General features: G+C 43.7%; 11 protein-coding genes and 1 pseudogene. 7 read left to right on the top strand and 5 right to left on the bottom strand.

Annotated elements, in window-relative coordinates:
• Positions 1–307: 307 nt before the first annotated feature.
• Together ygjK and CWO13_RS02555 are read right to left on the bottom strand one after the other, a co-directional pair.
• Positions 308–2,998, bottom strand: a complete 2,691-nt coding sequence (gene ygjK / locus CWO13_RS02560; protein ID WP_108082488.1) for an alpha-glucosidase — start codon at positions 2,996–2,998, stop codon at positions 308–310.
• A gap of 261 nt (positions 2,999–3,259) precedes the next feature.
• Positions 3,260–4,024: a transcriptional regulator gene (locus tag CWO13_RS02555; protein WP_108082487.1), complete on the bottom strand. Its 765-nt coding sequence runs from the start codon at positions 4,022–4,024 to the stop codon at positions 3,260–3,262.
• A 680-nt stretch (positions 4,025–4,704) separates the two neighbouring features.
• Between CWO13_RS02555 and CWO13_RS23600 the strand changes: the two are divergent.
• The 3 genes and pseudogenes from CWO13_RS23600 to CWO13_RS02540 form a co-directional block, all read left to right on the top strand.
• Positions 4,705–4,874, top strand: a pseudogene (locus CWO13_RS23600) (helix-turn-helix domain-containing protein); the annotation flags it as partial.
• Positions 4,875–5,097: 223 nt separating this feature from the next.
• The gene (locus CWO13_RS02545) at positions 5,098–5,721 is read left to right on the top strand and encodes an HAD family hydrolase (protein WP_102479722.1); all 624 of its coding nucleotides are present in this window, start codon (positions 5,098–5,100) and stop codon (positions 5,719–5,721) included.
• Between the two features lie 37 nt (positions 5,722–5,758).
• Positions 5,759–6,598, top strand: a complete 840-nt coding sequence (locus tag CWO13_RS02540) for a hypothetical protein (protein ID WP_102432565.1) — start codon at positions 5,759–5,761, stop codon at positions 6,596–6,598.
• 64 nt (positions 6,599–6,662) lie between these two features.
• On the opposite strand, the gene CWO13_RS02535 is transcribed toward CWO13_RS02540, so the two are convergent.
• Positions 6,663–7,256, bottom strand: coding sequence for a sugar O-acetyltransferase (locus tag CWO13_RS02535; RefSeq protein WP_048609964.1), 594 nt, complete (start codon positions 7,254–7,256; stop codon positions 6,663–6,665).
• A gap of 334 nt (positions 7,257–7,590) precedes the next feature.
• Positions 7,591–8,589 carry an adenosine deaminase gene (add, locus tag CWO13_RS02530; RefSeq protein ID WP_108082486.1) on the bottom strand — a complete coding sequence of 333 codons (999 nt, stop codon included), beginning with the start codon at positions 8,587–8,589 and terminating at the stop codon, positions 7,591–7,593.
• Positions 8,590–8,715: 126 nt separating this feature from the next.
• Here add and CWO13_RS02525 point away from each other — a divergent pair, with 126 nt between their 5' ends.
• Together CWO13_RS02525 and CWO13_RS02520 are read left to right on the top strand one after the other, a co-directional pair.
• Positions 8,716–9,663, top strand: coding sequence for a LysR family transcriptional regulator (locus tag CWO13_RS02525; RefSeq protein ID WP_102432567.1), 948 nt, complete (start codon positions 8,716–8,718; stop codon positions 9,661–9,663).
• Between the two features lie 118 nt (positions 9,664–9,781).
• Positions 9,782–11,236 (top strand): glutathione synthase, encoded by a 1,455-nt coding sequence (locus tag CWO13_RS02520; protein WP_102432568.1) that lies wholly within the window; start codon positions 9,782–9,784, stop codon positions 11,234–11,236.
• A gap of 85 nt (positions 11,237–11,321) precedes the next feature.
• On the opposite strand, the gene CWO13_RS02515 is transcribed toward CWO13_RS02520, so the two are convergent.
• A complete protein-coding gene (locus tag CWO13_RS02515) occupies positions 11,322–12,095 on the bottom strand; it encodes an AraC family transcriptional regulator (RefSeq protein ID WP_108082485.1) in 774 nt (257 codons plus the stop codon).
• Between the two features lie 97 nt (positions 12,096–12,192).
• Here CWO13_RS02515 and CWO13_RS02510 point away from each other — a divergent pair, with 97 nt between their 5' ends.
• Together CWO13_RS02510 and CWO13_RS02505 are read left to right on the top strand one after the other, a co-directional pair.
• Positions 12,193–13,314, top strand: a complete 1,122-nt coding sequence (locus tag CWO13_RS02510) for a multidrug effflux MFS transporter (RefSeq protein WP_108082484.1) — start codon at positions 12,193–12,195, stop codon at positions 13,312–13,314.
• Positions 13,315–13,736: 422 nt separating this feature from the next.
• Positions 13,737–14,831 (top strand): HDOD domain-containing protein, encoded by a 1,095-nt coding sequence (locus CWO13_RS02505; RefSeq protein WP_108082483.1) that lies wholly within the window; start codon positions 13,737–13,739, stop codon positions 14,829–14,831.
• The last annotated feature ends 7 nt before the right edge of the window (positions 14,832–14,838 follow it).

Genomic DNA, 14,838 nt, shown 5'->3' with positions numbered 1-14,838 from the left:
ATTATAGTTAACTAAATCAGATACTCAGCGCATTCCGAGCTAGCCGGTAATTCTAACATAGAAGGCCAATTAGATGATGGGAAATAGGGTGTTTTGGAGGGCGAATTAGAGGGTTACTTCTGGGGGGTGTGACTTTATTCTCTTTCTTGATTAGATAAGCGTGAAGGCGAGGTTACATGCAAGCAAATAATAAAAAAGCCACAGCATTTACTGTGACTTTTGAATCTAACCTGATTTGAAGAGGTTTAAGCGGTTGCAGATGCTAGGGGGGTCATCCGCAACGCCTAATATCTAATGAGTGTGGCTGCTATTTACCCACGAAACCGTTGTACAACATGTAAAGGTGCGCTGCACTCCAAGAGAAGTTATTCGCGCCCTGAACCTCGCCCGTTTCTGGGTTGTAGTTTTCCTGAATCGGGGTAGATTCTGTTAGGCCTTGTGCATTTTGGAATAGCTTGTCGACCATTTGACGCGCTTCTACACCGTAGCCATAGTTGTCCATACCGCGCACACCAAAGTAGAACTGATCTAGCCACACGCGACCACGCCAGTAAATGTCTGGGCCGTAAGCCGGGTTGTCCATTGATGCCGTACCTAGCGGAATCTTAGGTGAGTTAAACTTGCTGGTATTCAGCATGTTCTCCACGACTTTGTCCGCGTGTTCTTGCGTCGCGGCGTTGTTGAATAGTGGTGACCAACCTTCAGGGCCCATGCCTCGCTTCACTAGTACCGGACCTGCACATTGGTTAGGAAGTCCATTTGGTACCACTTCGATATCGTAGTAGAAGCCTGTTGACTCATCGTACATACAACGGTTGATGTACTCTTTGGTGTCCGCTGCTTTTTCTGCAAACTCGGCCGCTTTGTCTGCTTTACCCAGTACGTCGGCGATTTGCGATAGGTATAGGTTATCTGAGTACCAGTAAGATGCTTGGTCTACCGACTCTTGCATCAATGAGTAACCTGAGAGGTTGCTTGAATCGTCAGTGTTCTCGTTGAACTTCACTTCCCAATCTTTCTTCGCTTGAGCCAATTTGTTCATGTTCTCAAGCGAATTATCAAGGTAGGTCACCACTGAACCGTCTGCGCCCATCGCAATATTGTACGTGTTGTCAAAGCCATTGGTGTCGTGCGCGTAGCGACCCATTTGGTCTATCTCTTCCGCTTTTTCTTGTGTCGGTTGTTCAGATAATCCTTGTAGGTTATCGATAGTGTCAATAAAGCCGAACACGCCCGCGTTATCACGACCCGACTCCCAACCCGCTGCGACTTTTGCAGGGATACTCATCGCCGTGTAATCACCAGAAGTCAGCAATTCGTTGTACTTCTCGATACTCGTTTCTTTGAGCCACGTATCGCCATTTGCCTCGTCTTTATATTGGAATTTCATGTCGTCCACAGACGCATCTGATCCCCAAGAACCGTCATTCACGTCACCTGCGAAAACCGTGTGAATTGGATCTTTCGCTGCGCCATATTCCGGAATTCCGTTCTTGTTGGTATCACGAGCACGTAACCACCAATCGTGGAACGCCACTAGCTTCGGATACATTTCTTCTAGCCATTTTTGCGCTTCTTCTGGACGGTTATGCTCATCTTTCAGTGCGGTATACACTTCCCATACCGCCCATGCTGCCAGTGATGGCTTAGTATTACGCTCGTTCCAGTTCAAGCCATCTGTCGCTTGAGGGAACACTTTTTTGTATTCAGTAGACATGCCTTCCCAGCGTTCTGCTGGCAGGTTGTAAGTCACAACATCAAGCAGGTAACCTTCATCCCAAGGACGCACTGGATCATCAGACTGCACTTGGTATTGGAATACAGTACGAATGTTTTCCATCGCTACATCTGGGTTGAAGTGTGACATTGCGTAAGCTTGCTTCCATGTATCCCACGGCCATGTCATGTTGCCTGAGAAGTAAGGAGCCGTAACGGAAGGGGTTACCGTGTCGTGGTCAATCGCACCCGCAGCTCCACGCCAGTTCGCGTTCAATGTTTCCATTGCTTTTACTGCAACGAACTCATGCTCTTTTGAAGCCGCATCGTTGGTGAGACCGTTTTCTAGGTACTCTTCCCAACGCATTGCTGAATCGTGCATGTAACCTTTTGGATCGGCCATTACTTTATCTAGTTTTGCAAACTCAGACGCTTGTTCTTTGGTGTTTTGAACGTGAGTGTAAGCCGTGTATAACGTGATCTCTTCGCTATCACCTAGAGAGGCCGTTTGCACGAAACCTTTCTTGTCATCATTGATGGTAGAAGTTTCTGGTTTGATAGAACGCGTCACTTCGAACTTTGAATCGCCAGATGTCAACAATGACCATGAATCACGAACTGCGCCAAAAGAGACTTCTACACCACTGTCTGTCGCTGTAATTTCACGGGAGTAAGTTGGGTAAGCTTCTTCAACACTACGGACTGTGCTGTCTTCATTCTTGTATGCCGTGCCATCATCCGCACGATAGTTTTGCATCAACTCACCATCCCATTCACCTTGAATATCTAGCTTATTGGGGTTTTTGATGGTGGTTTTTGCAAGAGAAGTACGATTAGTCACAAAACGCATTTCTAGCTCGGCTTCGATACCGTTCTCGCCTGTATACGTTTGAATCAACGCACCTGGTTGTGAGTATGCGTTTGTCAATTCTAGCGGCATTGGCTGGCCGTCGACAGCCAGAGTCAAACGGTCGAAACGTGCAGCCATGAATGATACGTATTCTTCGGTCAATAGCGCTGTACCACCTAGTGTGATTTCACCACCTTTGGTGTCTAACGTGTGGCCATGCCATGAGCCGTTATCGAACATTGGAATGTAGCGCAGGTGGCCGCCGTGTAAATCACGCAATGCCACAGGTACACCTGCACGATCGATGGTGTTGTGGAATTCGGTTGCTTTAAGTGGAGCATCCACATTCGAGCTATTATCACTACTGTTGCACCCGCTTAGTGTTAGAGCAACCCCGACAGCAATCGCACATAAAGACGTTTTAAACTGCATGTTATATCCTTCTTTATTGATTTTTGAATCTGATCAGGCGAAAAAAGGTCGAGACATGCCCTGCCGAGTTTCGTGAAGAAGATTCAACCTTATTTATTTCACTTATTGGTATGAGAAAAGAGCGCTATTTGCGTCTATTCTTTCTTTATTCAACTTGTTTAAATAACAAGTTATTAATTATTTAATAATATTGTGCCTTGATGGATTACGACTAGATTCCTTATCAATCAAATATAAATTATTATTAGTGCGTGTTAATCATTATTCGTTTGCCATCGATATGGATTTTAATAATTCACCGTCAATATTTGGGATCGTATCAGAAAGAAATATCTGATTGCCTGGAGTGTAGGTCATTAACACATTTCTGAGTCGTTCACTGCCTTCTCCATTCTTGTTTTGTACATCAAATTCAATCAGTTTGTTGTACACTTCGTTAGCCAGCTTTTCTTCTTGTTCTTCAGTAATAGCAATGCGTCCTATACAGATCGGAGGGCGCACGTCATGGCTGAATACTTCATCTCTAAAGCGCTTAGCAAACAACGTATCAAGCTTAGATCCTTCTTCAAAAATAAAACGGCCTTGATCTTTGAATCGGTATTGGTCATTACCTTTCAATTCAACATAATCCATCATTTCTAATGCGCGAAAATATATGGCGACTGACGTATGGCTCAGTTGGTATTTATTGGCAATATCTTGAGGTGACCATTCTTTGCGTCGTAATAGATACAGAAAATCAAACAAGTACGGATATTGATGGAATATTTCACTATTTATATCCGTAATAAACTGTTCGTTCTCTTGCTGTAACTGTTTGCCTCGAATAGATAATTCTACTAAGTCAGTATCTAAATGAGTTGCGTACGAGAGTATTTTATCCAGCCCTAAAGACGTGTTGTGTAGTTGTCTTTTAATGGTTGAGAGAGGAATTCCCATCCCGGCAGAGAGATCGGAATAACAAATCCCTTTCTCTTTGATTTTTTCTCGTAAAGCAGCAAGTAAATACGTTGCAGAATTATTCATCTAACAATGCCTGTTCTATTTTCGTCAGTATCCTTGATAATAAATTCAAGAGAATCCTACTCTTGTGATTTTGGTTCCAAATATTTTCAATATTAACTATGAGTTGAGTTTTGCAAATTTGAGAATTTTACTTGTTGTTTATTGAACAAGTTTTACTCAATGTTACTAACGTTTAACTCATTATCAATATGTGGGGAGTATAATTGTTTTGATGCGTAAAATTAAGTTAATGGTGGTTTTTAGTAAAAATTTTCTTACGAGAGATTAATTTGTTGGGTGGGCAGTATCAATAAGTTGTACTTGGGAATTTAGTCTAGATTGATATCACAAAGTATTCGTGATTGACTGGTATTTTATTGAGGAGGTGACCAGTGAAAATATTGTTATAAGGAGTAAGGAGGTTAGTTAAATGGGGAGTGTAATTATTGAAGCGTAATCATATTATATAGTTATTTCTTAAACTTCCTATATATTTGTCCTATTTATTACTCGATCTTTAATTTACTTGGTATCTCACCTTGCTCTCTCTTGGCTTGATAGGAGGAAGAATAAGATCACCTGTAAGCAGGCAGGAAAAAAGCACATCCAATAGGACGTACTTCGAGTGCTTGAGATTTCTGAGTTGCGAGCTACATGGCTAAGTTTTCATGTCTTAAGTTGGTGAGTGCTTTTAGATGGCCCTGTCTTTTAAGTTCGCTAAGCGCGTTATGACTATTCAAGACTATTCGATCTCAGATATTGCGCTTCACTTGGGATACGCAGATGCCTCACAATTAAAAGAGCGTTTAAGCGAGCGAACGGAATAACACCACTTCAATGGAAAAAGATCAATAAAGGTATAGGTGTATAGCGCTTCTAAAGCACCAACCATATTCTCTTCAGAAGCCGATTTGTGTTAGTTATTTCTTAGTTTATTGATATTGAGAAGGCCGTCGTAATGATGGCCTTTTTTGTACTCTATTGATTGTATATTCTACCCAAGGATTTTAATTTATAAACGTTCGCTATGAATCTTGATGTGCGGCACTTTGTGTCGCTTTTCCATCAATGACATGGTGATAACGGGAGTGTGTATGAGTTCTAATGAAATCAAAAATGTGGTGTTTGATGTAGGCAATGTCATTGTGCGTTGGGCACCTCTGGAAATTGCCCGGCTTACTTTTGGTGATACTGAAGAATTGGAGTCTCGAGCTCGTTCTATTTTTCAAAGTACGATTTGGTTGGATTTGAACAAAGGATTCTTGACCGAAAGTGAGGCCAAGCTTCGTTATCAACAAGAACTCGACTTGTCCCCGTTAGAGTGCGATCGCCTGTTCTATTACGTTAAGCAAACGCAGATCTTACTGCACGGTTCAGTTGAACTCATCGAGCGAGTAAAGCGATCGGGCTATGATGTGTACGCGCTTACTGACAATGTGGTCGAGATTGTTGAATATTTAAAAAATACCTATCAGTTTTGGGCGTTGTTTGATGGTGCGGCAGTATCTGCTGAATTGGGCATGCTTAAGCCACAACCTGAAATCTACCAAGCGCTGTTATCTAATAATGGGCTTGAAGCTTCAGAAACCGTCTTCATCGATGATATGCCCTATAACGTTGAAGGGGCAAAGGCTGTAGGCATAGCTGGTATTCAGTTTACCGATGCCGCTCAGTGTGAAAACAGCTTGCAGGCGCTTGGCGTTAATTTAATAGATTGACACCTTGGCGAATGAGTTAAATTTGAGGATGTAGAAAATGAAAAGATACCCACCTAAGTCTATCGTTACATTCTTGTTTTTGACTATGTCGGTGCTGGTTTTAGTCGTGGCTTTCGTGCTTCAAATTCGCGGTGAGCAAGCATGTGATAGTTGCTATGAATCAGATAAAGGACAGTTCAAGTTTGTCCTTTATGATGGAACTTCACCTGCGATAATTCCCAGTATTTATAACGAGCTATTACTTAAACAGGCGCCTTTGATGAAGAGCTTCGGCCTGGACTCAATACCGGTCATAACGGTGAGAGTATGGCAAAGCCAAAAGGCGTACTTAGATGAGCAAGAGCGTAGCATTGGACAGCGATATGCGTTTTCTACAGGCTACATCGAGCCTAAAAGTAATGAAATCAGGCTGCTTTATTTTGGTGGTGAAATCCAACGAACGGCATTGCATGAATTTGTGCATTTACTGACACTTCAAATCAACCCCAATTTCGCGAACAACCCTCGTTGGTTGTGGGAAGCCGTAGCCATCTATAAATCTGAAGATTATTGGTTCCACATGAATAACAGGAGCGCCATCAAAGGCCGCTTTGATGGGCTTGTTCAGGACTTATACAATAAGCCGAACAGTAGCTCGGCGGTTTATGAGCTTGGGTATACGGTCGGTGAGTTTATTGAACGTTCATGGGGAGAAGGGGCGTTTGTTGATCTTATTAAGAGCAATGGTGACCCCTCACAGCTTACCGATCAGCCAATAGAATCGCTGTTTTATGATTGGGAAAAATTCGTCAAAACTACGTATTTGAGTGGCCCGAAAAGTGAGTATGAAAAAGCCATGGAACGAAGCCCATTCGATAGAAGAGACACGGTAAACTAATCAAAAAAGAGGTGATGTTTAATTAAAAATATCACCTCTTTTGTCATTTACTTTTAGTTCGCGTTTACTTGCTGTCGTCAGTTGGCTGTTCAGTATTCAAATATCTAATCAATTTTGCCGGCGTACCACCGTATAGGCAATCTGGTGGTACATCATTGTTGACTACTGAGTTCGCTGCGATAACCGAGCGAGCGCCAATCGTTACACCTTGGTTGATCACTGAGTTGCCACCAACCCACACATCATCTTCGATTGTTATGGGTAAACAGAAGGTTTCCCATTTACGGCGGCTACGATAATCAAGGGAGTGTGATGGCGTATAGAATTGAACGCTTGGTCCAATTAAAACATTTTTGCCGACTTTGATTCTCGCACCGTCTAGCATTACTACGTTCATATTAATGAAGGTGTCGTCGCCAATCTCGATGGTTTTGCCAAACTCACAATGAAAAGGGGGCTGGATTAAGCTGCTACTCCCGACCTTCCCAAATAGTTGCTCTTGCAATGTGTGTTGCTGGTCTGGGTCTTGATGGTTGTTGAAAGCCATTAGCGCTTTTCTGGCATTGGAACGCATAGTATCAATTTCTTGGTCTGCACCATCATACACTTGCCCAGATAGCATCTTTTCTAGTTCAGTTTTATCGTTTGTATTACTCATGCTTGCCTACTTTCCGAGAGTCTCGGTTTAATACCAATCGTAGTAAATAACTGGTCATCCTAGCTGGTTAAAACGCTCAATAACTGCGTTAGAAATTTTGATTGTAGAATAACTACTTATCGAAAATTTCTGCCTTGTTCTTAAGCCTTTTTCCTGCGCTATTTATGATCACTTACTTACTGTGATTGGTATAAATGACGAATACTGTAAGATTAGCGATTTTTGGACATAAAAAAAGAGAAAAGCCTCAGCCTTTCTCTTCCTATTTTGTACCGTTAAGCTCTGACGTTAAGTGAGCCCAGCTATTCAGCAAAAGACTTACTTTGGTGGCAAATTAGATTTGCTCAACGAAACCCATTAGGTGCTGTTTTACCTCGTCTGAAGCAAAAGCGCTTTCGACAGAGTACTTGTAGATCTCTGCGTAATCTTCTTTTGTTAGACCGAACGTTTCACACACACGTTTCACTTCGTTGGTCATGGTTGTGTTCGACACAGTGCGGTTATCTGTGTTGATCGTTACAACGATGCCGTCTTTTTTGAATTCAGCAATTGGGTGGTCGCCGAATTTGTGAATACACTTAGTTTGAACGTTACTTGTTGGGCAAGTTTCAAGCGCAACTTGCTTCTCTTTAACGATGTTGTATGCGTCTTCATTACCTTGGATGTGAACACCGTGGCCGATACGTTCAGCGTCAAGCAGTGTTACTGCATCGTAAACGTTCTGACCATGCCATTGCTCACCAGCGTGAACTGTCACACGGTAGCCTTGCTCGATAGCGTATTGCGTGTATTCAGGGAATTCAGCACAGAAGCCTGGCTTTTCACCACCTGCGATATCAAACGCAACTACACCTTTACCAAGGTATGGCTTACCAGCGTCGATAACATCTTTGATTGAATCTTTCGGGAACATACGCAGTACAGACATGATGTAGTTGCCTTTGATGTCGTACTTCTCTTCCGCACGTTTCATGCCTTTCACCGCACTTGCGATGATCGCATCAAGAGACAAGCCCTTGTTTACGTGAAGAATCGGTGCAAAACGAACTTCTAGGTACTTAACGTTTTCTAGTGCAGCGTCTTCGTAAAGCTCAAAAGAGATACGCTCAATTGCTTCTTCAGTCTGCATCACTTGTAGCGGCAGGCTGAAACAAGACAAATACTCATCTAGGTTTTTACAATCTTCTGGCACAGTTAGAGATTGAACAACCGCATCGCGATCTTCAGGCAGTTCGATTCCGTACTGTTTCGCCAAATCAATAATGGTGTCTGGACGAACACTTCCGTCAAGGTGGCAGTGCAGATCAATCTTAGGGAGTGCTAGAAAATTCATGAGTATTCCTTAGGTCTATTATTTTTTGAGTTATTAACTCATAGGTTACATGGGCTTAAATTAACAAGTTTGTGATATGATTTAAAGTGACATAAAGTCATCATTAATCTGAATCTAAGGAATATCATGGTAGATGTTAAGAGCTTACTCAAATGTGATATGAATTTACTGCTGTGTTTACACGTTTTGCTTGAAGAGCGCAGTGTGAGCAAAACAGCAGAGCGATTATTCCTTAGTCAGTCCGCGGTGAGTAAGCAACTCACCAAGCTGCGAACTTTGTTTGATGACCCGCTATTTGAGCGCGAATCTAAAGGTCTGTTTCCAACCCCGAAAGCTACTTCTTTAGCGCCTAAGATTCATCAGATCCTTTTGCAAGTTGAACAGCTAACCGTGCCGGACATTTTTGAGCCGAAAGACAGCGAGCGCACTTTTAATATCGATCTTGTTGAAACCGCTTATACCGCGATCTACCCTAAATTTATGCCTAACGCGTTGGCAGATGCGCCGAACATTACGGTAAACAGTACTACTTGGAGTAGCGAAACCTTTAAGCGCCTACTAAAGCGTGAGGTCGATTTTGGGATTGGAATTTTTGAGCTCGATGAAAGAGCGAGTACTCACATTCAAAATATCCCTGCTGAGTTAAACCATGTCGAATTGCTGCAAGATTACTCTGTGTGTTTGATGCGTAATGATCACCCGGTGCTTCAGGAAGATTGGAACCTGCAAGCCTTCCTTAACTACCGTCATATTCAGTTAGTCACTGGTGGCGTTGGCGACTGGTTGCTTCTGGAGATCTTGCAAGCCAAACAGCTTCAAATTAACAAAGCCGCCAACGTGTCGGACATCACCAGCGCAGTAAAGCTGTGCAAGCAAAGCGATTTGTTAATGTGTTATCCGTACAACTCGGTTTGTGACTATATTGAGAGTGGCGAACTGGTGATGAAACCGATTCCCATTGAGTTGGTTCCCGGTGGTTTGTTTTTGCTTTGGCATCGTTATTTTGACTCTGAACCAAGTCACAAATGGCTTCGCGACCTAATCGTCAATAAGACCCAAGAACCTCAGCTGTAAACTGCGAGCTACGATGATCAAAACGGCGAAATAACTTTTTTAAAATTTATTTCGTCTTTTTCGAATGAGCATCATCTTACTACGGGTGCCAAATGCCCGCCAAGAATGAGATATCTAAATGAATCCAATGCCATCGATTCCGCAACAAGTCATTGAAGATGCTTGTGAGTGGGCCATTATGCACGGTGTCGCTTTTCGTCAGTCTGACAATACCGCGAGACATTGCCCTTTTAGCCTTGCTCCAATGAGTATTGAGCGTAAGGTATTTGAACACCTGTTGAGGGTGACACCGCTTATCACCAAGCTCATCAACAATGTTTCGGAAGACCATGACTTTTTACAGTCATCATTGAGCGATATGACGAAAGCCGATCCGTTTTTTGGTCGCTTGATGGAGCTTCATCAACAGGCTCATGGCAGTGCCGATGAGCGCTTGAATCCAGCTCGACAACCTTTGTTGTTGATGCGTACTGATTTTATGGACGATCGCCGACACGGTGCAAAAGTGATTGAGTTTAATGGCATTGCGGCAGGGATGGCCCCGTTTGGTCAACGCGCTACAGAGTTCCACTCGTTCATGCAAAACCAATGGGCAAACGTTTATAACAATTGGTTGGAAGACCCGTCAGCAACACCGGCTGAAAACCAAGGTTTAACCCAGTTGGCTTACGGTATCGCTAATGCTGCAAGGCAAGTAAAAGCCGACTTCAACGAGCAAGATAAACCGGTTTTCTTGATGGTGGTGCAGAAGAACGAAGACAACGTATATGACCAACATTTGCTTGAAGTTGAGCTGCAAAAACAGGGCATTCGCACGGTTCGTCGTACCTTTGAACAATTGAGTTGCCAGCTTTCATCGGGCGATAATCAACGCTTGTTATTGAAAGATGTGGGCGCTGTCGATGTGGTGTACCTAAGAGCGGGTTATCAGTATTCAGACTACTGGGCTCCAGAACTCAACGAATCGGTTTGTTGCCACACGCTAAGTCAGACTCGCTTGTTTATGGAACAACACCATGTCGCAATGAACGCGACCATCAGCCAGCAATTAGCGACCAGTAAATCCATGCAAATGCTGCTGACCATGATGCCTGCATCAGAATACGCACGCTGGGGTCTAACTCTAGAAGAAGCCGAATTGGTGAAGAGTGTTTTAGCTGACATGAAGCCAATCACCAGTGAGTCGATTGAGTGGTTTAACACACAAGCGAATAAGCAAGAGTGGGTGTTGAAAAACCAAGGTGAGGGCGGTGGCCACTGTGTCTTTGGTGACGATATAAGCCAGCAACTGAGTCAACTTAAGCCAGAAGAGTACGACGCGTGGGCATTGATGCAGCGCTTGTACCCTCATGAACGTGACGTACCGACCATCGCAGTGCGCGACACACAACAAACATTTGTAACAGATCTAGTCAGCGAAGTAGGTTTGTTCACCGCTTACTATCAAGGAGAACCAGTAACAGAGCTCGGTGGCTACGCGGGCTACTTGATCCGCAGTAAACCCGCTAGTGAAAACGAAGGCGGGATCCACAGTGGAAAAGGGATTCTCGATTCGCTGGTGTTGATTGACTAGTTGAATCTGTATTAAAAAACCAGAACTCATGTTCTGGTTTTTTTTATCTGAACTAAGTACAACCTAAGAGTTTGGATTACTACGATCACGTCCCTAACTTGGTAAACGCCAACGGGGTTTGTCCGGTTTGCTGTTTGAAAAAAGCGATAAATGCACTGTTGGATGAGAACTTTAGCTGGTGCGCGACATCGCCGACTTGTCGGTTTTCTGAGAGCAGTTCAATCGCTTTAAACAAACGCCATTGTTGTCGCCACTCTTGATAAGTCATGCCTGTTTCGGCTTTGAATAATCGAGTAATCGTCTTGGTACTTGCGCCAACCGAATTCGCTAATGTCGAGAGAGCTGGGGCAAGGAAGGAGGTGGTTCGGACTCGTTTGCAAAAGCTTTTAAAGCGGCGATCTGTTGGTAGCGGCAAGATAAACGAGTGCTGGTTAGCGCTGTAAAACTCTTCCCAGAATAGGCGGGCGGTATTGGTGGTTTGCTCGCGGGCAATGTCCCAATCCCAGAAAGCCATCTTATTGATCAGGGCTTTTAAAAGATCATTCACTTCCACAATCTCAATGGCCTCTGGGCAGGTGTAAACACTGCTATCGAAATACAGTGAGCGATAGGCAACCACATTGGTCATCTGCGCTCGGTGCTTGGTATAGGGCGGGATCCACACGGCTTTGGTCGGCGGTAAAATGCAAAGAGCGTTCTCTAAGGTCAAGGTGATGCAGCCTTGCGGAGCATACAGTAGCTGTCCTTTTACATGGTGATGTATTCCTGAGTCATGCTGACCTAGCTCTGCGGCAATTCCAATTACAGGCGCAGGTAAGCTGTCTGCATCAAACTCAATGGTTTCACTAATTAATGCCATTTGTCCCAATCTTGTTGTTTTTGGTTTTAATGTTGTTAACGAGCCAAGGTTAGTTTCCTCTAGACTTCGCGTCAAGTTCACTGGTCTTGGAAAAATGATGAAAATAAAACCGTCTTTATGGCAAATGGTGCTATTGCTGATGTTCCCTCAAATCGCAGAAACCATCTATAGCCCGACTCTGGATTCAATATCGAAATCCTTTGATGTCAGTTACACACAAGCGGCGCAAACCCTATCGATTTACTTCTCTGCATTTGCGCTAGGTGTGGTGGTATGGGGCGTGTTAGCGGATAAATGGGGACGTCGCCCCACCATGTTATTGGGGATGGGGTTATTCGCCTGTTCTTCACTTATTGCCATGCAAACCGACAGTTTTACGTGGTTGATGATTGCAAGAGCGATGGGGGCTTTCGGACTTGCTGTTGGCTCTGTCGTCACTCAAACCATGCTTCGAGATGCCTTTAGCGGTACTGAGCTAGCCAAGGTATTTGGTTACATGGGTATGGGGTTGTCGATTAGCCCAATCATCGGGTTGCTACTTGGTGGTCAATTAAGCCAAGCAGGCGGGCATCAATATGTGTTTATTGCTTTGTTTATTATGGTGTTAGCACTGTTGGCACATAGCCTATTGTCATTGCCTGAAACGCAACAGTCTAAGCAGCCATTGCAGTTAAAGTCACTCAGTATTCACATGGTCAAAGATAGCGATATATGGATGTCTGCGTTGCTTGTCGCGTCGTTCAATATTGCGCTGTTTTCTTATTATCAATTGGGTTCATTTGCCTTCATTCAACTTGGATTTAGCGTCGAGCAGTTTGGCTACAGCGGCATTGTGCTTGGGTTCGGAACCTTGTTGGGAAGCTTGGTTAATAAAGCGTTATTGAAGCGACAAGTGTCATCTATCTCTCTGATTGGCTTAGCGGCAGGGCTTCAAACATTAGGCGCGGTGGGTGTGTATTTTTCACAACACACGATCTGGTTCTTGCTTCCGATGATGTTGGTGGTTATGGCATTCGGTATTGCGATTCCTAATGTTTTGAGTCGAGCATTGGTGCGCTACCAATCTCAAGCAGGAAGTGCAGGTGCACTGTTTGGTTTGATGTATTACACCTTGATTGGTTCTGGGCTAGCTTTAGCGGGAATGATTCAAGATTTAGGTGTGGTGTTGGTGCTTTGTGGTGCGTTATCTGTGTTGGTGACGATACGCAGCCGACTCTAGATTTAACGGTAAGTCTCTCATCTATATCTATAAATTCCGCATTCTATTGGGTGCGGAATTTCTCATTTTATTGATTCGTAACCGTTGGTAACGAAGTATCGGCTGAGCGTATTGGCGAACGTGTTCTGATTGAGCCTTGTTTGACTGAGGTTTATGGGCAAGATTGTGTTAGAAGTAGCAGAGCGCTAATTTAGTCAGCTTCAGGATTCAGATTGATGGAAGAGCGAGCAAGTGTTATTTGCTCGCTTTTTTGTTTCTGGCGAATACCGGAGGCTTGGCCTAGCAAACGGCTAAGTAACATATCCTATACAGCCGAAAAATTAATGATTCATTTATCACTGTATGGTTTATGAGTTGCCTGTGCGATAATCACCGCCGTTATATATCCCTATCTATGTTGTATTCATCTAGGAGCCGTATTGATGTTTAAAAGGGTATTGCAGGCACTATTCTCACCTTTTGTTGATTCAAAAAACAAACCCTCTGCAGAGCCTGTCCAACAAGAGCAACAACAAACCGTTGCTACTGATTCTGTTTCGTCTTCAATTTTTGTTCCGCCGTCGTCCGCTCAGCCATCATCATTAATCGTCGATAAGGCACTTAGCCTGCACGATGGTGAATTCCTTGATTATTTGTTTGGAGAGTCTCGCCTTCGAACGGAGTCAGATCCATTTAGCGATTTTGTCGCTTGTCAGATAGAACGTTTGATTCGCTCTCCAAAAGCTTTGCTTAATGAACTGCCAGTGATGCCAGCCTCTGTGACCACGTTAATGGCTGAATTGCAGAGCGACGAGTTTGATATCGATGCATTGTTAAGAGTGATTGAGCGCGAGCCGAGTATGGCTGCCGATGTGATTAAACTGGCTAACAGTGCTTTTTATAAGCGTGGTGAAAAACAGGTTACTGACCTAAAAACAGCATTCTTAAATATGGGTTCTCAAGGGCTTGTTGAAGGAGTAGTGAATAGCTACATGAAGAACTTCACGCCGGGGAACAATATTTACTGGCGTCACTTCGGTGAGAAAATTTGGAATCACAGTGTTCAAACCGCGTCTTTTTCTAAGGAGTTGATGAAAGACTCTTCATCCCAAGAAGATCAGGCAGCGGCGTACTTTGTTGGGTTGATTCGCAACTTAGGCAAGATGATTATTTTCCAAATGATGGTAGAAGCCTTCAAGCATGTAGATCCCTCTGTTCCGTCAAACTCGTTAGCATTGAAGCGCCTGATGAACAGTTACTCTATTCGCCTGACTTACACCATTGCTAAGTTCTGGGAACTGCCAGAATCTGTGTTGACTGCACTTGGTTACCAAGAGTCTAGTCGATACGAATGCACACCACTTGGTCAAGCTGTGTTTGAAGCTAACTACCTAAGTGAGCTGAAATACTTATTGGAAGAGCAGGTGATTGAAGCAGAGCAGTTTAAGACTCGATGTAAAGAGACACTCTTATCTCCAGCGGCATTCAAAGTGGCTAACCGTATCTATAAAGAATCTGAGTTATCGCTAGTGAGCTAACCCTTAG

It is taken from the genome of Vibrio sp. ZF 223 (genome assembly GCF_003050585.1).
GTDB lineage: Bacteria > Pseudomonadota > Gammaproteobacteria > Enterobacterales > Vibrionaceae > Vibrio > Vibrio crassostreae.
The sequence above is the reverse complement of the archived record's forward strand: the minus strand, read 5'-3'. Positions and strand labels throughout refer to the sequence as shown.

Excerpts from the sequence above, each read along its gene's own strand:
- CWO13_RS02535 (WP_048609964.1), bottom strand. The coding sequence starts at position 7,256 with ATGAGTAATACAAACGATAAAACTGAACTAGAAAAGATGCTATCTGGG.
- CWO13_RS02520 (WP_102432568.1), top strand. The coding sequence starts at position 9,782 with ATGAATCCAATGCCATCGATTCCGCAACAAGTCATTGAAGATGCTTGT.
- ygjK (WP_108082488.1), bottom strand. The coding sequence starts at position 2,998 with ATGCAGTTTAAAACGTCTTTATGTGCGATTGCTGTCGGGGTTGCTCTA.
- CWO13_RS02545 (WP_102479722.1), top strand. The coding sequence starts at position 5,098 with ATGAGTTCTAATGAAATCAAAAATGTGGTGTTTGATGTAGGCAATGTC.
- CWO13_RS02525 (WP_102432567.1), top strand. The coding sequence starts at position 8,716 with ATGGTAGATGTTAAGAGCTTACTCAAATGTGATATGAATTTACTGCTG.
- CWO13_RS02510 (WP_108082484.1), top strand. The coding sequence starts at position 12,193 with ATGAAAATAAAACCGTCTTTATGGCAAATGGTGCTATTGCTGATGTTC.
- CWO13_RS02505 (WP_108082483.1), top strand. The coding sequence starts at position 13,737 with ATGTTTAAAAGGGTATTGCAGGCACTATTCTCACCTTTTGTTGATTCA.
- add (WP_108082486.1), bottom strand. The coding sequence starts at position 8,589 with ATGAATTTTCTAGCACTCCCTAAGATTGATCTGCACTGCCACCTTGAC.
- CWO13_RS02515 (WP_108082485.1), bottom strand. The coding sequence starts at position 12,095 with ATGGCATTAATTAGTGAAACCATTGAGTTTGATGCAGACAGCTTACCT.
- CWO13_RS02540 (WP_102432565.1), top strand. The coding sequence starts at position 5,759 with ATGAAAAGATACCCACCTAAGTCTATCGTTACATTCTTGTTTTTGACT.
- CWO13_RS02555 (WP_108082487.1), bottom strand. The coding sequence starts at position 4,024 with ATGAATAATTCTGCAACGTATTTACTTGCTGCTTTACGAGAAAAAATC.